Genomic DNA, 17,651 nt, shown 5'->3' with positions numbered 1-17,651 from the left:
GTCCCCCGCAATGAAGTGGTCCCCCGCCCACATCCTGCGCGCCGTCTCGGCGTGCCTGTTCGCGCTGCTCCTCGCCGCGCCGGTCGCGCTCGCCGCCTCGGGCACGACGACGGTGCCCGAGGACAAGACGCCGCTGAACCTCGACACGAGCGCGCCGGCCGAGCGCGCCGCCACGAGCGGCGGCGGTGGCGGCATCGCGCGGATGATCGTCGGCCTCGCCGTCGTCCTCGGCGTGATCTACGGCCTCTCGTGGGTGCTCAAGCAGGTGAAGGCCGCGAAGGAGGGCTCGTCGAGCGGGGCCGGCCTCGCGTCGATGGCCTCCCTGCCGCTCGGTCCCAACCGCTCCGTCCACCTCGTCCGGGTCGGCCACGAGCTCGTGCTGCTCGGCGTCGGCGAGAAGGGCGTCACGCCCATCCGCCGCTACGACGAGGTTGAGGCGCGCGCCGCCGGCCTCCTGGCGGACGACGATGACTCCCATGTGACGTCGACCGGAGGTCCGAGCTTGCGAGGACCGAAGGGCGAAACCAAGAGCGGAGCGGTCTCCTCAGGCCAGGGCCTCAATGCGATCGTCGATCACTTCCGCAAGCTGACGGTGCGGCGATGAACGGCGTCGACGGCGGCAACGCGGTCCAGATCCTCGTCCTGCTGGCGGGCGTCACGCTCGTCCCGGCGCTGCTCTTCACGGTCACCGGCTTCACCCGCATCCTCATCGTCCTGGGCTTCATCCGGTCGGGCCTCGGCACGCCGGCCGCGCCGCCGAACCAGGTGCTGGTCGGCATCGCGCTCTTCCTGACGATCTTCGTCATGGCGCCGACGTTCAACCAGATCAAGACCGACGCGTTCGAGCCCCTGCAGGACGGCAAGATCTCGCAGACCGTCGCGCTCAAGCGGGCCGAGGCGCCGCTGCGGACGTTCATGTTCAAGCAGACCGACCAGAAGGACCTCGCGCTCTTCGTCAAGCTCGGCAAGCTCGAGGACCCGAAGACGCGGGCGGACGTCCCGACCTACGTCCTCATCCCCGCGTTCATCATCAGCGAGCTGAAGACGGCGTTCCAGATCGGCTTCCTGATCTTCCTGCCGTTCCTGATCATCGACTTGGTCGTGTCGAGCGTCCTCATGTCCATGGGCATGATGATGCTCCCACCGGTCTTCATTTCGCTTCCGTTCAAGATCCTCCTGTTCGTCCTCGTGGACGGCTGGGCGCTCATCACGCAGTCCCTCGTCCAGTCCTTCGGGTCATGACGCGCGACACCGTCATCAGCCTCGTGGTGGGCGCGCTCGAGCTGGCGCTGAAGATCGGCCTGCCGATGCTCGCCGCCGGCCTCGTCGTCGGTCTCGCCGTGTCGATCTTCCAGGCCGTCACGCAGATCCAGGAGCAGACGCTCACCTTCATCCCGAAGATCCTCGCGACGGTCGCCGTGATCGTCGTCGCCGGGCCGTGGATGCTCGACCAGCTCGTCGTCTACGCGCACGACCTGTACGCGTCGATCCCGGAGCTGGCGGCGCCGTGAACCAGCTGAGCGGCGATCTGCTCGGCGACTTCGGCGCGCCGAACCTCGTGGGGTTCATCCTCGTGCTCGCGCGGCTCTCGCCGCTCTTCATCTTCGCGCCGCTGTTCTCGTCGCGGATGCTGTCGATGCGCGTGCGCGGCATCGTCCTCGTCGCGCTCGCCGTCGGCCTCACGCCGCTCGCGCTGGCGGACGGCAAGCCGCCGCTCGACGCGCTCGGCATCGGCCAGCTCGTCACGAAGGAGCTGCTCGTCGGCCTCGCCTTCGCGTTCACGATCGGGATGCTCATCTTCGCGCTGCAGGTCGCCGGCGGCATCCTCGACACGCTCATCGGCTTCTCGTTCGGCGCGTCGGTCGACCCGATCACCGGCAACCAGGGCGCCGCGGTCCTCAGCCAGCTCTACACGCTCGCGGGCGTGATGATCTTCATCGCGATCGGCGGCGACCAGCTCGTCATCCGCGGCGTCGCGGAGACCTACCAGCTCGTGCCGATGCTGGCCATGCCGGACATGAACCAGATGGTCGACGGCGTGCTCGGAGCGTTCGTCGCGCTCTTCGGCGCCGCGCTCGCCGTCGCCGCGCCGGTCGTGCTCGCGCTGATCCTCACCGACGCGGCGTTCGGCCTCGTCACGAAGGTGGTCCCGCAGCTCAACGTCTTCTCCGTCGGCCTGCCCGCCAAGGTGCTCGTCGGCACGTTCGTCATCACGGCCTCGCTGCCGTTCGTCGCCGGCTGGGTCGGCAACGAGCTCGAGAGCTCGGTCCGCACGGCGCTCGGGTCGCTGGGGGTGAGCTCGTGAGCCAGAGCAGCGGGGAGCGCACCGAGAAGGCGACACCCAAGCGCCGGGACGAGGCCCGCAAGAAGGGCCAGGTCGCGAAGTCGATGGACCTCAACGGGTCGATCGTGCTGTTCGCCGGCCTCGCCACGCTCGCCGCCACCGCACCGCTCTCGATGCGTCAGCTGCAGGCCTCGATGCAGGACGTCTTCGGCCTGATCGCCAACCCGAGCATCGTCGACGAGAACGGCCTCGCCGTGCTCTTCGGATCGCTCGGCAAGACGCTCGCCGTCGTCGCCGGGCCGGTCGCCGCCGCGTCGCTGTTCGCCGGCGTCGCCACGAGCCTCCTGCAGGTCAAGTGGAAGCCGTCCGCCCAGGCGATCAAGCCCGACCCCAAGAAGCTCAACCCGATCACCGGCGCGAAGAACCTCTTCGGCAAGCGCGCGCTGTTCGAGACGGGCAAGAGCGTCGCGAAGATGCTCGCGATCGCGGGCGTGCTCGCCATCGCGATCCTGCCCGACATGGACGAGCTCGCCGGGCTCGTCGGCATGCCGCCGGACGTGCTGCTGTCCGAGCTGGCCCACCGCGTCCTCGCGATCGGCTTCCGCGCCGCCGCCGCCTACTTCGTCATCGCCATCGCCGACTACGCGTACCAGCGCTGGTCGACCGAGAAGGAGCTGAAGATGACGAAGGAGGACGTCAAGCAGGAGTTCAAGAACCAGGAGCTGTCGCCCGAGGTCAAGGGCGCGATGAAGCGCCGCCAGATGGCCGCCGCCCGTGCCCGCATGATGGCCGACATCCCCGAGGCCGACGTCGTCGTCACCAACCCGACGCACTACTCGGTCGCCCTGCGCTACTCGTCCGACCACGCCGCGCCGATCGTCGTCGCCAAGGGCAAGGACCTCATCGCCTTCAAGATCCGCGAGATCGCCGCCGCCAACGGCGTGCCGGTCGTCCCGGACCCGCCGCTCGCCCGGTCGCTGCACGCGTCGGTCGAGGTCGGCCAGATGATCCCCGAGGAGCTCTACCAGGCCGTCGCCCAGCTTCTCGCCTACGTCTACCGCGTGGCCGGCCGCCGCCGCGCGCTCACCGCCGGAGCTCTCGCCGCATGAACGGGTTCGCGAACAAGCTGACGAAGCACACCGACCTGCTCGCCGCGGGCGGCGTCGTGCTGCTCGTCGTGATGATGGTCGTGCCGCTGCCGTCGGCGCTGCTCGACCTGTTCATCGCCATGAACATCGCCGCCGGCCTGGCGATCCTCACGACGACGCTCTACCTCCCGCGCGCGCTGGACTTCGCGGCGTTCCCGAGCCTCCTGCTCCTGACGACGCTCTTCCGCCTCGCGATCAACATCTCGGTCACGCGCCTGATCCTGCTCCACGGCGACGCCGGCCACATGGTCAAGTCGTTCGGCGAGTTCGTCGTCGGCGGCAACGTCGTCGTCGGCCTGATCATCTTCCTGATCCTCGTCGTCATCCAGTTCGTCGTCGTGACGAACGGCGCCGGCCGCGTGGCCGAGGTCGCCGCGCGCTTCACCCTCGACGCGATGCCGGGCAAGCAGATGGCGATCGACGCCGACCTGAACGCCGGGCAGATCAGCGACGAGGAGGCCCGCAAGCGCCGCGAGGAGATCGCGCGCGAGGCGGAGTTCTACGGCGCGATGGACGGTGCCTCGAAGTTCGTCAAGGGCGACGCGATCGCCGCCGTCGTCATCACGCTCATCAACCTCATCGGCGGCATCATCGTCGGCGTCGCCCAGCAGGGCATGTCGATGGGCGACGCGGCGCACACCTTCTCGCTGCTGACCGTCGGCGACGGCCTCGCCGCGCAGATCCCGGCGCTGCTGGTGTCCGTCGCGACCGGCATCATCGTCACGCGCTCGGCCTCCGAGCGCGACCTCGGCAACGACATCGCCGGACAGATCGCCAAGAACCGCAAGGCACCGATGATCGCGGGCGTCGTGCTCATCGCGTTCGCGCTCGTGCCGGGCCTCCCGAAGGTCCCGTTCCTGCTCGTCGGCGCGGGTCTCGTCGCGATCGCCTGGCAGCTGCGCAAGCGCGAGCAGGACCAGGCGGCCGCGGACCTCCAGCAGGCGGCCGATGCGAAGGCGCAGGCGGCCCGCGAGATGCCCGCTCCGCGCGACGCGGCGATCGACGCGCTGACCGTCGACCCGCTCGAGCTGGCGATCGGCTTCGGCCTCGTGCCGCTCGTCGACGCCTCGGCCGGCGGCTCCCTCCTGACCCGCGTCAGCGCCGTGCGCCGCCAGCTGGCCGGCGACCTCGGCGTCGTCGTCCCGCCCGTGCGCATCCACGACGAGCTGTCGCTGGAGTCGCACGAGTACGTCGTCCGCGTGCGCGGCACCGACGTCGCGTCCTCGCGCATCACGCCCGGCCACCAGCTCGCGATGGATCCCGGCGACGCGTTCGGCGACCTTCCCGGCGTCCCGACGATCGAGCCGGCCTTCGGCCTCCCCGCCGTGTGGATCCCGGAGAGCGGCCGGGCCGAGGCCGAGGCGCTCGGGTACACGGTGGTCGACGCCGAGTCGGTGATCGTGACCCACCTCACCGAGACGATCCGCCAGCACGCCGCCGATCTGCTCACCCGCCAGGAGACCCGACAGCTTCTCGACCAGCTCAAGGAGCACAATGCAGCCGTGGTCGAGGAGGTCGTCCCCGACGTGCTCACCGTGGGCGAGATCCAGCGCGTCCTCCAGGCGCTGCTGCGCGAGGGCGTCTCCGTCCGCGATCTCGGCCCGATCGTCGAGGCCGTCGGCGACAAGGCGCGTCTGACCCGCGACCCCGCCGTGCTCGCCGAGTACGCGCGCCAGGCGCTGTCGCGCCGGATCGTCGCCCCGTTCATCGACGCCGAGGGCACGCTGCGAGTGATCGCCATGGATCCGGGCATCGAGCGGGAGGTCGCCGACGCGATCGCCCAGACGCCGGACGGCGAGGTGCTCGCGCTCGATCCCTCGCGTGCCCACGCGCTCGTCGAGTCGCTGCAGGCGCAGGCCGAGAACGCCGCCGGCATGCGGCCGGTGGTCCTGTGCTCGAGCCGCGTGCGCCGCCACATTCGCCGTCTGATCGAGCAGGCGCTGCCGCAGCTGCCGGTGCTCGCCTACCAGGAGGCGCCGCCCGGGCTGCGCGTTGAGACCGTCGGCATCGTCGGCGCCGCGGAGGCGATGGCCGCGTGAGCGCCGACCGTCCCGAGGGAACCACCACGTACCGCGGGCGCAGCCTCGAGGAGGTCCTGCCGAAGATCCGCGAGGAGCTCGGCCGCGACGCCGTCATCGAGCGGCAGCGCACGGGCCTGGTCGGCGGCGTCGCCGGCTTCTTCCAGCGCGAGATGATCGAGGTCGACGCGCGTCCCGCCCGTCCCGGCGAGGCCGGCGTCTTCAGCGCTCTGGCCGAGGACGACGAGGCCGCGCTGCGCGCCGCCACCGCTCCGCTGCCGCCGGATCCCGACCGCGACGAGGGCTTCGCCGCGCCGGCGATGCGCCGGATCGCCGCGCAGAGCGAGCCGTTCGCCACGTTCCTGCAGGACGCCGAGCACGACGTCGCCGAGCAGGCGCCCGACGACGACTGGAACGCGTGGGCGTCCGACCTCGCCGAGGTGCCGCCGCCCGCCGCTTCCCAGCCGCCGGCCGCTCCCCAGCCCCCGTTCGTTCCCCAGTCCCCCTCCGCGCGTGCGGCCGCCGCCTACGGGCAGGCCGGTTCCCCCACGCCGCCGGAGGCCTACGAGCCGCCCGCCGCGCCCCCGGCTCCCGCCGTGCCGCAGCCGCCGGCCGCTCCCCTGCCGGCGCTCCGCGAGCCGCGCTTCACGCAGGACCCGAACTTCACCCGCCAGCCGCAGCTCGATGAGGCCGCCGAGGACCTGGTCCGCGCGCGCCCCGCGGCCGCTGCGGCGCTCGAGGCCAAGCTCGTCGCGCACGGGCTCTCGGGCGAGCTGGCGTCATCTTGCGTCGCCGAGGCGATCGCTCATGGCCTTCCGGTCGCTCCGCGGGGGAGCGGCCTGAAGCGCCAGATCCGAGCGGCACTCGCGCGGCGCATACCCGTCCAGAGCGGCTTCGGCGGCGCCGGCCGCACGATCGCGCTGATCGGCCCCGGCGGCTCGGGCAAGACCCGTGCCGCCGCCGGCCTCGCCGCGGCGTACGCGCACCGCTCCGACCTCCCGGTCGTGTGCCTGTCGCTGCGCCCGCGCGACGTCGGCGCCGAGCTCGCCGAGCTGCTCGACCCGCACGGCGTCGCGGTGCGGCCCGTCGACGGCGGCGCCGACGCGCGCACGATCGTCGGCACCCGCGCCGGCCAGGCTCTCGTGGTCATCGACACCCCGGCCGTCTCGGCGCGCAGCGCCGACGACGTCGCCTGGCTCGCGCGCGAGCTGCAGGCCGCCGGCGTGACGGAGACCCATCTCGTCCTCCCGGCGACGGTCGCGGGGGCCGTCGCCCGGGAGGCGCTTTCGGCGTTCGCGCCGCTCGCGCCGTCGGCGTTGCTCGTCACGCACGCCGACGACACCGACCACATCGGCGCCCTCGTCGATCTCGCCGTCACCGACGGCACGCCGCTGTCCTACGTCGTCGCGGGGACCGCGATCGGCGAGGGCATGACGTTCGCCGATCCGACCGCCCTCGCCGGGCGCATGCTGCCGTGATCCAGCACGTCGTCAAGGGCCAGCCCGCGCGCGTCGTGCTGATGCACCACGGCGACTGGGCCGGCCAGGTCTCCGCCGCTCTGGAGGACCGGCTCATCGTCGACACGCTGGTCCCGCTCCCGCCCGAGCTCGCGGGCGCTGCCGGCGACGTGACGATCACGACGCCGCGCGGGGTCCTCTGCGCGCCGTGCATCGTCCTCGGCGCCGACCGCTCCGGCACCATCGAGCTGTCCCTGGCCGGCGAGCATCACCTCGACCAGCGCCGCGCGCACGTCCGCGTGTCCGCGCGCGTCCCCGGGCTCGTCTCCACGCCCGGCCACGTCCTCCGGCCGCTGCACACCTACACGCTCGACGTCAGCGCGGGCGGCATCCTCGTCGCGGGCGCGGGGCCCGTCGAGGAGGGCACCGAGGCCGAGGTGACGATCAAGCTCCCCGACCGCGAGCCTCTGCGCGTGCTGGCGCACGTCAGGCGCCGCACGGCCGAGGGCCACGTCGCGCTCGCGTTCGACCGGATCGACCCGGTCGACCAAGAGGAGCTCGTGCGGTGGATCTTCGAGCGCCAGCGCATCGAGCTGCGCGAGGCGAAGGGCCGCGCGTGATGAGGAGGAACCGCTGATGGGCAAGGGCAAGAAGAACGCGGTCGAGCAGCCCCACAGCGCCTGGCCCCACGTCTCCGTGTCCGAGCACCCGCGTGCGCGGCAGTCGCTGCGCGCGCTCCGCGGGTGGGCCGGCCTCGCCACGTTCGTCCTCGTCGCGTTCCTCTCGCACCGCGCCGGCGTCGACGCCTTCGAGACCGGCGTCCGCGCGCTCGTGGCCGGCATCGTCATCTACGTCGCGGCCTGGGCGCTCGGCGTGTCGTTCTGGCGCCAGCTCGTGCTGGCCGAGGCGAAAGCCGAGGCGCAGCGCCGCCGTGCGGAGCGCGAGGCCCTGCTGCGCGCGCACCACGAGGAGGACGAGCGGCGGACTGAGGTCACCGCATGACCGACCCGATCCGCCCCCTCGACGTGAACCGCAAGACGATCGCCCCGATCGTCCCGGTCCGCCGGCGCCGTCACACCGACGACCGCGAGCCCGCGCCGTCGAGCGCGACCCCGAGCGCCGCGAGCGCCGGCCCGGCCCCACCGACGGCGACGAGCCGCTCGGCGACGGGCACATCGACGTCGTCGCCTGAGCGGTTCGGCTAGGCCGCGAGGGCGGTGATCGGCGAAGCGGTGGCCGCGTCGAGCGGCGTCAGCGTCGCGAGAGACGTCGCGTGGGCGCGGCGGGTGAGGAGGCCTCGGGCGGTCTCGGCGAGGTGGCGCTCGACGGCGCGGGCGCCGGGGGTCGCGAGGACCGCGACGTCGATGCCGGCGGCGGCGACGCCCGAGGCGTCGACCGCGTGCTCGAGGCGCGCGACCTCGTCGTCGGAGAGCGGGTCGGGCGCGTAGATCACGAGCGGCGCGTCGCCGAACGCGTCGGCGTAGCCCGCGACGAGGTCGGGCGTCCCGGCGAGCTCGTCGGCGAGGACGATGAGCGGGCGCGCGGCAACGGCGCCGAGCGCTCCCTTGGCCGTCTGCTCGGACGGCAGCTCGGGCAGCGGGCCGTCGGGCACGTCGGAGCGGCGGCGCAGCAGCCGCGCGACGACGGCGTCGAGCCAGCGCAGCGCCTCCTGGCGCGCGGGATCGGCCGCGATCGCGTGCGCGAAGTGCACGGCGGCCGCGTCGAGCGCCCCCGCGGCGGCGGCGGCGCGGCCGGCCTCGTGGTGGGAGATCGCCCGGTCGAGCGTCGCGGCGTCGCGATCGAGCAGCTCGTGCACCGGCTTGCCGGTCGCGTTGGCGAGCTGCAGCAGGTTCATGCAGAGCAGGTGCGATGCGTCGCGCAGGTCGATCGGCTCGACCTCGCCCGCCTGCAGCGACTCGATCGTCGCGCGCCGGAAGCGCAGGTCCTTCGCCAGCGCCCGCGCGTTGGCCTCCGGGTCCTCGCTCGCCCAGGCGTTCGCGCCGTGGATGCGATAGCGGAAGAGCGGCACGGCGACGTGGTCGATCGGCGCGACGCGTGCGGCGGCGACGGCGACCGCCCAGTCCTGCCACGGCGCGTCCTTCGGCATCGGGCAGATCGCGTCGAGCAGCGACGCCCGGACGACGAGCGTCCCGGTCTGAACGAAGTTCGCCGCGACGAGCCGGCCGAACGCCGACGTCGTGCGCGTCGGGAACAACCCGGTGCGGTTCCAGAGCGAGCCGTGGATCGGGCGGCCGTCGCCGTCCATCACCTCGAAGTCGCCGAACACGAGGCCGACCTCGGGGCGCTCGCGGAAGCGCTCGGCCTGCAGGCGCGTCTTGTGCGGCAGCCACTCGTCGTCGGCGTCGAGGAAGGCGAGCAGCTCGCCCGTCGCCTCGCGCATGCCGCGCTCGACCGCGACGACGACGCCCTGGTTCTCCTGGCGGATCGCCCGGATGCGATCGCCGTAGCGGGCGCAGACCTCCGGGGTCGCATCGGTCGAGCCGTCGTCGATGACGATGACCTCGAGCTTGCCGGCCGGGTAGTCCTGGGCGAGCGCGCTGTCGATCGCCGCGCCGAGGTAGGCAGCCATGTTGTACGCCGGGATGATGCAGCTGACCTTCGGAAGGTCGCCGTCGAGCTCGCCCGCCGGAACGGGGCGGGCGCCGGGGTCGCCGACCGGGTGCGCGGCGGCGACGAAGCCGTTGGCGTGGCGCTCGTCGACGGTCAGCACCGTGCCGCTCGGCAGGCGCACCTCGGAGAGGCCGAGCAGGTGCGTGCACACCGCCACCTCGCCGAGCGCCTTGAGCGCGAAGATCCGCCGCGGCATCTCGTCGGGCGCCTCGGCGATCAGCCGGAACGCGGCGTCGCAGTCCAGCCGCCCGGGCCACGTCACGGAGACGTCGAGCAGCTCGTTGATCGCCGCGAGATGCGTGCGCAGACCGGCCTCGGTCGTGCCCTTCAGCGCCTCCTCGTGCCAGATCGTCTCCGCGCCCCAGCGGTACGCGCGGATGAGCGCGTAGCCCGCGTCGGCCGCGCGCTCCTGCGGGATGCGGTGGCCGATCGCGGCGCCGGCGACGTAGCGGACGCGGCCGAGGCGGCGGCTCTGGATCTGCTGGCTGACGAGCGTCTCCTCGCCGCCGAGCCGGCGGCCGGCGCTCGCGCCGAAGCGGTCGTCGAAGCCGCCGACGGCCTCGAGCGCGCTGCGGCGGATCGCGTAGTTCGCGCCGTACGGGCTGTTCGGAGCGTCGAGGTCGAAGTCGGTGTCGACGAGCTGCAGCACGCTGAAGAAGCCGAGCGCGACGTGCGGGAACGCCGCGTGCTCGCTGCCCTGCGGCCAGAGACCGCTGATCGGGCCGCCCGCGACGGCGACGCCCGCGTCGCCGAACGCGTGCATGAGGTGGTCGAACCAGCCCGGCGCCGGGCGCGCGTCGTCGTCGAAGTAGACGAGGACGTCGTACCGGGCCTCCGCGGCGCCGGTGCGGCGGGCGCGCGACAGGCCGGGGACCGGCTCGCTGATCACGCGGACGCCGTCGCCATGACGCTCGCGCGCGGCGTGCGCGGCGGCGGCGGTGCCGTCGGTCGAGGCGTTGTCGACGACGAGGATCTCGCCGCCCGAGGCGAGCGCGCCGTCGGCGACGAGCGCGTCGATGCACGGCCCGATCTCGTCCTCGCGGTTCTGCGTGCAGAGCACGATCGACGCCGGCAGCGCGGCGGCCGGCCGACGCACGCGCGCCTCGGGCGCGACGGCGACGGGGCCCCAGCTGGCTGCCCGCTCGGCGAGCGTGACCTCCCAGAGGTCCTGCCCGCGGTCGTGCCACTCGGGGAGGAAGCGGAAGAGCTCGCGCGGCGCGGCGATGCAGTCGAGCGGCAGCGCGTCGGTGCCGCCCGGCGCGACCGAGCGGTCGCCGAGCAGGCGCAGCCCGGCGTGCGCGCCGGCGGACGTGACGACGGTCGGGCCGGCGATGCCCGCGCCGGCGCGGACGGCGGCGACGAGCGGGGCGACGAAGCCGGGCTCGGGAAGGGTGAGCGGGCCGAGGGCGATCGCCACGTCGGCGGTCGCGGCGGTCGCGGCCTCGGCGAGGGCGGCACGGCGGCCGACGCGAGCGGGGAGCGCGCGGACGACCACGTCGCCCTCGAGCCGGGCGAGAAGGGAACGCACCGGTGCGGAGGCGCAGTCGGCGGTGATGACGACCTCGGCGTCGTCGGGGAGGTCGGCGGCGACGAGCGCCTCGAGCTGGGCGCCGAGCGCTTCGACGTCGTCCTCGGCCACGAGGAGCAGCGCGACCGACGGGGTCACGGCGGGGGACACGTCCCCGCAATCGGCCGGGAGACGCCGCGCTTGAGGCGTCAGCCGGCGAGGCGCGGGTCGTCCGGCTCGTACACGGGCGTCGCGAGCGCGCGCGCGAGGCGGACGTCTCCGGGGCAGCCCGGGTGGAGCGGGACGTAGGCGGCGACTCCGTCGAGGAGGGGCGCGACCCCGCGCGCGTCCGTCTCGTGGAGGAGCACCTCGAGGTCGGCGCAGGCTTCGAGGTCCGCGCCGGCGCGCCCGGCGGCGGCCATGACGTGGGCCTCCATCTCCGCGCCGTCGCCGTCGAAGCGCGGGTCGGCGAGCAGCACGAGCGTCTTGTCCTCGCCCGCGCGCGTCGACGCCGCCCACGTGGCGAGCAGCTCGGCGAGCCGGTCGTCCCCGCGCCACGCCGGCACCGTGAGCACGCGGTGCGCGACCTTCCGCTCCCACGCGTACGGCGCGGCACCAGGCGCCGCCCAGCGCGGCTCGCGCCGCGCGAGCGCTTGGAGCCGCTCGGCGTACCGGTCCGCGATCGCCGGCCACGACAGCGCCAGCGCGGCCTCCCGTCCGACCGCTCCCCGCCGCGCGCGCTCCTCCGCGCCGGCCGCATCCGCCACGCGCAGCAGCTCGACGAGATGGACGGGATCGGGCTCGAGCATCCACGGCCGGTCGACCGTCTCGAGGCTGCCCGCCGCGCGCACGTCGAAGACGCGCCGCCCGCTGCGGATCCGCCACCCCGCGTCCTCGGGGCAGAACTCGTCGGTCGGCCCGCCCGCCGTCGTGATCACCGGCAGGCCGGACGCCATGGCCTCGAGCACCGGCATCGCGAAGCCCTCGCCGCGGTACGGGTGCACGAGGACGTCGCACGAGCGGAAGAGCGCGGCGTGCTCCTCCTCGTCGAGCTCGTCGGTGAGGTGCACGACGTGCGGGCCGGCTGGGTCGTCGACGGCGGCGCGCACGAGCTCACGGTCGACGTCGCTGTACTCCTTGACCACGACGTCCTTGATCACGAGCGTGACGTCGTCGCGGCCGGCGAACGCGGCGCGCGCGGCGGCGAGCAGCACGTCGATCCCCTTGCGCGGGATCGCGCCGCCGACGAAGAGCAGCCGCAACCCGTCCGGACCCGGCAGCTCCAGCCGCGGCCCGTCCGGCGTGAACCGCTCGGGGTCCACGCCGTTCGGGACGACGTGCACGCGGTCCTCGTCCACCCCTGCGGCCACGTACATCCGCGCGACGAACGCGCTGGGCACCCACACCTCGTCGAGGTCGTCACGCAGCGCGTCCGCCCACGCGACCGGGATCGCTCCGAACTCCCACGGAGCGATCAGCGCGACGCGCCCCTCCTCCGGCCGGCGCAGCACCGGCGGCCAGCTGTGGCGCACCTCGACGTCGACCGCCGAGGACGGAGCGGGATCGACCGCGGCGCCGTCGCGCTCCACCCGCTGCACCGCGATCGCCGACGGCAGCGCGGCGATGACGTGCTGGTTGATGATCGAGAGCGACGAGCGCCGCCCGTGGTCGCCGACCCAGCGCGCGGTCAGCTCACCATCGTCCTCGGGTACCGGCTCGAGCAGCTCGGCCGGCAGCCCCAGCGCGCACGCCTCCCGCCATGCCCGGGCGGACGCGACGCGACACGACGACGCGGTCCGCGCGATCGCGCCGCGCACCACCGGATCGCGCAGGGCCGAGACGTCGGAGCCGAGATCGACGACGGTCGGCAGCCCGCGCGCGCGGCGCGAGCCGAGGTCGTGCTGATCCGGCACCGCCACCGGCCGGATCATGGCGGATGGCCACGACTGGACGTTCGATCGAACCCTGGCGCGTAGGCCTCACCCGAACGCGGTCCCGGCCGACAACGGGCTTGTGAGGTGACAAGGAGTCGCCTCAGAGCCACCACACCCCCGACCGTCAAGGAGACGATCTCGTGGCCCTTCGCATCCAGAACAACGTCGAGGCGTTCAACTCGCACCGCAACCTGACGGCCACGTCGGCCAAGGCTGCGAAGGCGATGGAGAAGCTCTCGTCGGGCTACCGCATCAACCGCGCTGCGGACGACGCGGCCGGCCTTGCCATCTCGGAGAAGATGCGCGCGCAGATCTCGGGCATCGCCCAGAGCCAGCGCAACGCGCAGGACGGCGTCTCGCTCGTCCAGACCGCCGAGGGCGCGCTGACCGAGGTCCACTCGATGCTGAACCGCATCCGTGAGCTGAAGGTCCAGTACGACAACGGCACCCTCAACGCCGATGACAAGAGCGCCATCGCGTCCGAGGTCACCGAGCTCAACAACGAGATCTCCTCGGTGGGCACCAGCACGAAGTTCAACGGCAACGTCCTCCTGGGCGGCTCGACGTTCGACTTCGTCGTCGGCGCCGACGGCGAGACGATCGGCACGAGCGCGGTCACGCTCTCGACCGACGTCCCGACGATCTCGCTCGGCAGCGACTCGCTGACGACGATCGACGGCTACATCAAGAACGTCAGCACCGCTCGCGCGGGCCTCGGCGCGGTCCAGAACCGCCTCGAGCACCGCCTGGCGAACCTGGCGACCTACCAGGAGAACCTCACCGCCTCCGAGAGCCGCATCCGCGACGTGGACATGGCTGCCGAGATGGTCAACTTCTCCAAGCTGCAGATCCTGCAGCAGGCCGGCACGGCGATGCTCGCGCAGGCCAACCAGTCCTCGCAGGGCGTGCTGTCGCTGCTCCGCTAAGGACCAAGCTCAACCGCCGGAACGAGGGGGCGGCCCGAGTGGCCGCCCCTTCGCCGTTCTCTGGACGTTCGTCCGACCTCTCCGCGCCGGCCATAAACCGCCGGCGCGCCGGGTCGATGACGGGAGGCGAGGCGACAGGGAGTTGCCTCGATGGGAAACCAGTCCCCCCCGTAACCGTCAAGGAGACGAACCGCAATGGCCCTTCGTATTCAGAACAACGTCGAGGCGTTCAACTCGCACCGCAACCTGACCGCTACGTCGGCCAAGGCTGCGAAGGCGATGGAGAAGCTCTCGTCGGGCTACCGCATCAACCGCGCGGCGGACGACGCCGCGGGGCTGGCGATCTCGGAGAAGATGCGTGCGCAGATCTCGGGCCTCGGCCAGAGCCAGCGCAACGCGCAGGACGGCATCTCGCTCGTCCAGACCGCCGAGGGCGCCCTGACCGAGGTTCACTCGATGCTCAACCGCATCCGTGAGCTGAAGGTGCAGTACGACAACGGCACGCTCAACGCCGACGACAAGAGCGCGATCGCCTCCGAGGTGACCGAGCTCAACAACGAGATCACGTCGGTGGGCTCCTCGACCAAGTTCAACGGGAACGTCCTCCTGGGCGGCTCCACGTTCGACTTCGTCGTCGGGGCCGATGGCGAGACGATCGGGACGACGGCGTTCACGCTGTCCACCGACGTCCCGACCATCAGCGTCGGCAGCGACTCGCTGGCGACGATCGATGGCTACATCAAGAACGTGTCGACGGCTCGCGCGGGTCTCGGTGCGGTGCAGAACCGCCTCGAGCACCGGCTCGCCAACCTGGCCACCTACCAGGAGAACCTGACCGCTTCGGAGAGCCGCATCCGCGACGTGGACATGGCTGCCGAGATGGTCAACTTCTCCAAGCTGCAGATCCTGCAGCAGGCGGGCACGGCCATGCTGGCGCAGGCGAACCAGTCCTCGCAGGGCGTGCTCTCGCTGCTCCGGTAGCAGGCACCCTCCAGCGTTGGTTGCTTGAAGGGGCGGCTTCCGGGCCGCCCCTTCTTCGTTCTCAAGGCCGGCTGACGACGTCCGATGACCGGGTTGATGTCCGTCGAGTCCGTCATGGCCCGGGTCGCCGAGCTGCACAGCGCGTTCTCGCCCGCGCCGGCGAAGCCCGCGACGGCTCCGCAGACCGGCTGGGGAGCGACGTCGTCGACGGGCACGGTCCCGTCCTCGTTCGCCTCGATGCTCCAGGGCGCGAGCCCGATGGGCGCCACGGCGATGCCGTCCGGCAACGGCGCCGGCGCGCGCATCCTCCAGGCGGTCGCGCCCGAGGTCGGGGTCGCCGAGCAGCCGCCCGGCTCGAACGACTCGCCGCGCATCGCCGAGTACCGCTCGGCGACGGCGGGAGCGCCCGGTCCCGGCCCGTGGTGCGCGTACTTCGTCTCGTGGGCGGCGCGCCAGGCCGGCGTCCCGCTCGGCAACGCCGGGCAGGGCTTCGGGTCGGTCGACGCGGTCTACGCGTGGGCGCAGAGCGCCGGCAAGGCGATCCCCGCGGGAACCCAGCCGCCGCAGCCCGGCGACCTCATCGTCTGGGACGAGCACATCGGCGTCGTCCAGTCCGTCGGCCCCGACGGCTCGATCAACACGATCGAGGGCAACTCCTCCGACGCGGTCTCCCGCCGCACCTACGGTCCCGACGGCGGCGGCGCCATCGGGTTCGTGCGGCTCGGCTGATCTCAAGCGACGGCGCGCCCGTCCGACCACCGGGGCATGGCGTCCCCCATCACGGCGTCGCCGGCTTCCCCCGCCGGGCGCCTGCTCATCCCGCGCGTCATCCACCGGCTCTGGCTCGGCGACGCGCCGATGCCCGACGAGTACCGGCGCTTCGGCGAGACGTGGGCCGAGCAGCACCCCGGGTGGGAGATCAAGCTCTGGCGCGAGGAGGACCTCCCGCCGCTACGCAACCAGGCGCTCGTCGACGCCGCGACGACCCTGGCCGCCAAGGCGGACATCGTCCGCTACGAGCTGCTGCTCGCCCACGGCGGGCTGTACGTCGACACGGACTTCGAGTGCCTGCGCCCGATCGACTCGCTGCTCGCCGGCCACACCGCCGTCGTCGCCAGCGAGGACGGCGAGCTGCTGAGCATCGGCCTGATGGCCGCGATCCCCGGCCACCCGCTGTTCGAGGCGGTCGTCGAGGCCCTGCCGGCCAGCGTCGCCGGCGGCGGCGACGCCCCGCCGAACGAGGTCACCGGCCCCGTCTTCCTCACCTCGGTCGCGAGCGACCCCGCGCTGCGCGAGACGTTCGCGGTCCTCGGCCCGGACCTGGTCTACCCGTACCTGTGGAACGAGCCGTACCGGCGCGACGAGGCCTTCCCCGGCGCGTACGCCGTCCACCACTGGGCCGCGAGCTGGTCGGACGAGCGCCCCCGCGTCGCCCCGACGGCCTGGCGGCTCGTGCTGGCCACCGACTGGGAGGACCCGGCGACGGCGATGGCGCTGCTGAAGCCGTTCTCCGCGCTGTTCGGCGCCGGCGCACCGATCGAGCTCGTCTTCGCCGTCCCCCACGAGCCGTCCGCCGCGGACCTCGAGCACGTCCAGCGCCTGCTCGCCGCGCTGCAGCTCGACGCCGACGCGTGCGCCGAGATGGCGATCATGTCGTTCGCCGAGGTGCTCGAGGCGCCGTTCGACCACGCCGTCGTGCCGGTCGGCAGCCAGGAGCACCTGCTGCTCGAGGTCGGCGCCGCGGTCACGTGGCTGCACGACACGCAGCGCCTGCACGAGACGTACGGCCGGCCCGCCGTCGCCGACGCGCGCGGCTTCCTCGCCGGCACCGGCGACCACGGCGCGCTCGAGAGCCGGCTGCGCGCCTTCGCCTCCGTCACCGCCGAGCAGCCGCAGCCCCAGCCGGCCCCCGCGCCGGCCTCCGCGCCGGCTCCCGCTCCGGTCGCGCAGCACCGCGCCACCTACCTCGGCAACGACCGCCTGCTCGTCTCGACGAACTGGGGCGGCAAGCTCTTCATGGCCGCGTCCGATCTCAGCCTCACGCCCGAGGTCGTCCACCACGGGACGTACGAGGAGGGCTTCACGCGCTTCGTCGCCCGGACGCTGAAACCCGGCGACGTCGCCTTCGACGTCGGCGCGAACGTCGGCCTCTTCACGCTGCTGATGGGCACGGTGGTCGGGCCGTCCGGCCGCGTCGTGGCCTACGAGGCGGCCCCCGCGAACCTCGCCCTGCTGCGCGACACGATCGCGATGAACTACCAGGCCGGCTGGGTCGACGTGGTGCCCAAGGCGGCGGCGGCCGAGCAGGGCTCGCTGCCCTTCTTCCTCTCCACGCGCTTCCGCGGCAACGGGTCGCTGCTCGCTCATGACGCCGCCTACGAGGAGGCGTTCCTCGTCGACGGGGAAGAGCGGGTCGTCGTTCCCGCCGAGCCGCTCGACGTCCACCTGGGCCGCTTCGAGCGCATCGCCCTCGTGAAGATCGACGTCGAGGGCGGCGAGGAGCAGGTCCTGGCCGGCATGAGCGGCCTGCTGGCCTCCGGCACCGTCGATCGCGTCTGCTTCGAGCTCCTCCGCGACCGGATGGGCGACGACTACGCCGCGCTCGGCGATCGCCTGGCCCGTCTCGTGGCCGCCGGCTGGCGCGTCGGGTACCTCTCCGACGAGGGCGAAGCCGAGCCCATCGCCCTCGAGCCGCTGCTGGCGCACGGCAACTGGCCGCACGTGCTGCTCGAGCGGCCCGGCCTGCACGGCTGAGCCGACCGGAC

The 17,651-nt window shown here is 73.1% G+C and carries 16 protein-coding genes; 14 read left to right on the top strand and 2 right to left on the bottom strand.

The annotated features are described in order from the left end of the window. Positions 1 to 10 precede the first annotated feature (10 nt). The 10 genes from AC1UE4_RS21510 to AC1UE4_RS21465 are packed head-to-tail and all read left to right on the top strand — an operon-like array spanning position 11 to position 8,112. Positions 11 to 604 carry a FliO/MopB family protein gene (locus AC1UE4_RS21510; RefSeq protein ID WP_482919381.1) on the top strand — a complete coding sequence of 198 codons (594 nt, stop codon included), beginning with the start codon at positions 11 to 13 and terminating at the stop codon, positions 602 to 604. Then, positions 601 to 1,242 carry a flagellar type III secretion system pore protein FliP gene (fliP, locus tag AC1UE4_RS21505; RefSeq protein ID WP_482919380.1) on the top strand — a complete coding sequence of 214 codons (642 nt, stop codon included), beginning with the start codon at positions 601 to 603 and terminating at the stop codon, positions 1,240 to 1,242. Before AC1UE4_RS21510 ends, fliP begins: the two co-directional genes overlap by 4 nt. Continuing rightward, on the top strand, positions 1,239 to 1,511 hold the full coding sequence (fliQ, locus tag AC1UE4_RS21500) for a flagellar biosynthesis protein FliQ (protein WP_482919379.1): 273 nt from the start codon (positions 1,239 to 1,241) through the stop codon (positions 1,509 to 1,511). Before fliP ends, fliQ begins: the two co-directional genes overlap by 4 nt. Then, a complete protein-coding gene (locus tag AC1UE4_RS21495) occupies positions 1,508 to 2,305 on the top strand; it encodes a flagellar biosynthetic protein FliR (RefSeq protein WP_482919378.1) in 798 nt (265 codons plus the stop codon). The genes fliQ and AC1UE4_RS21495 overlap by 4 nt, the downstream gene beginning before the upstream one ends. Further along, a complete protein-coding gene (gene flhB, locus AC1UE4_RS21490) occupies positions 2,302 to 3,393 on the top strand; it encodes a flagellar biosynthesis protein FlhB (RefSeq protein ID WP_482919377.1) in 1,092 nt (363 codons plus the stop codon). Before AC1UE4_RS21495 ends, flhB begins: the two co-directional genes overlap by 4 nt. Beyond that, a complete protein-coding gene (gene flhA, locus AC1UE4_RS21485; RefSeq protein WP_482919376.1) occupies positions 3,390 to 5,471 on the top strand; it encodes a flagellar biosynthesis protein FlhA in 2,082 nt (693 codons plus the stop codon). The genes flhB and flhA overlap by 4 nt, the downstream gene beginning before the upstream one ends. Then, a complete protein-coding gene (locus AC1UE4_RS21480; protein WP_482919375.1) occupies positions 5,468 to 6,928 on the top strand; it encodes a hypothetical protein in 1,461 nt (486 codons plus the stop codon). Before flhA ends, AC1UE4_RS21480 begins: the two co-directional genes overlap by 4 nt. Continuing rightward, positions 6,925 to 7,527 (top strand): flagellar brake protein, encoded by a 603-nt coding sequence (locus tag AC1UE4_RS21475; RefSeq protein ID WP_482919374.1) that lies wholly within the window; start codon positions 6,925 to 6,927, stop codon positions 7,525 to 7,527. Before AC1UE4_RS21480 ends, AC1UE4_RS21475 begins: the two co-directional genes overlap by 4 nt. Positions 7,528 to 7,543: 16 nt before the next feature. Beyond that, entirely contained in the window at positions 7,544 to 7,909 is a 366-nt protein-coding gene (locus AC1UE4_RS21470; RefSeq protein WP_482919373.1) for a hypothetical protein, read from the top strand. Next, a complete protein-coding gene (locus AC1UE4_RS21465) occupies positions 7,906 to 8,112 on the top strand; it encodes a hypothetical protein (RefSeq protein ID WP_482919372.1) in 207 nt (68 codons plus the stop codon). The genes AC1UE4_RS21470 and AC1UE4_RS21465 overlap by 4 nt, the downstream gene beginning before the upstream one ends. On the opposite strand, the gene AC1UE4_RS21460 is transcribed toward AC1UE4_RS21465, so the two are convergent. Together AC1UE4_RS21460 and AC1UE4_RS21455 are read right to left on the bottom strand one after the other, a co-directional pair. Further along, positions 8,109 to 11,204, bottom strand: a complete 3,096-nt coding sequence (locus tag AC1UE4_RS21460) for a glycosyltransferase family 2 protein (protein ID WP_482919371.1) — start codon at positions 11,202 to 11,204, stop codon at positions 8,109 to 8,111. The genes AC1UE4_RS21465 and AC1UE4_RS21460 overlap by 4 nt on opposite strands. A 50-nt stretch (positions 11,205 to 11,254) precedes the next feature. Then, complete coding sequence (locus AC1UE4_RS21455; protein WP_482919370.1) at positions 11,255 to 12,964, bottom strand: glycosyltransferase; 1,710 nt, start codon at positions 12,962 to 12,964, stop codon at positions 11,255 to 11,257. A gap of 155 nt (positions 12,965 to 13,119) precedes the next feature. Between AC1UE4_RS21455 and AC1UE4_RS21450 the strand changes: the two genes are divergently transcribed. From AC1UE4_RS21450 to AC1UE4_RS21435, 4 genes are all read left to right on the top strand, one after another. Next, the gene (locus AC1UE4_RS21450; protein WP_482919369.1) at positions 13,120 to 13,905 is read left to right on the top strand and encodes a flagellin N-terminal helical domain-containing protein; all 786 of its coding nucleotides are present in this window, start codon (positions 13,120 to 13,122) and stop codon (positions 13,903 to 13,905) included. Between the two features lie 195 nt (positions 13,906 to 14,100). Then, positions 14,101 to 14,886, top strand: coding sequence for a flagellin N-terminal helical domain-containing protein (locus tag AC1UE4_RS21445; protein ID WP_482919368.1), 786 nt, complete (start codon positions 14,101 to 14,103; stop codon positions 14,884 to 14,886). Between the two features lie 96 nt (positions 14,887 to 14,982). Beyond that, entirely contained in the window at positions 14,983 to 15,615 is a 633-nt protein-coding gene (locus AC1UE4_RS21440; protein WP_482919367.1) for a CHAP domain-containing protein, read from the top strand. A 36-nt stretch (positions 15,616 to 15,651) separates the two neighbouring features. After that, on the top strand, positions 15,652 to 17,640 hold the full coding sequence (locus AC1UE4_RS21435) for an FkbM family methyltransferase (protein ID WP_482919366.1): 1,989 nt from the start codon (positions 15,652 to 15,654) through the stop codon (positions 17,638 to 17,640). The last annotated feature ends 11 nt before the right edge of the window (positions 17,641 to 17,651 follow it).

Source organism: Parviterribacter kavangonensis (assembly GCF_056863335.1).
Note: the sequence above shows the minus strand (reverse complement) of the source record. Positions and strands in the feature narration are given on the sequence as shown.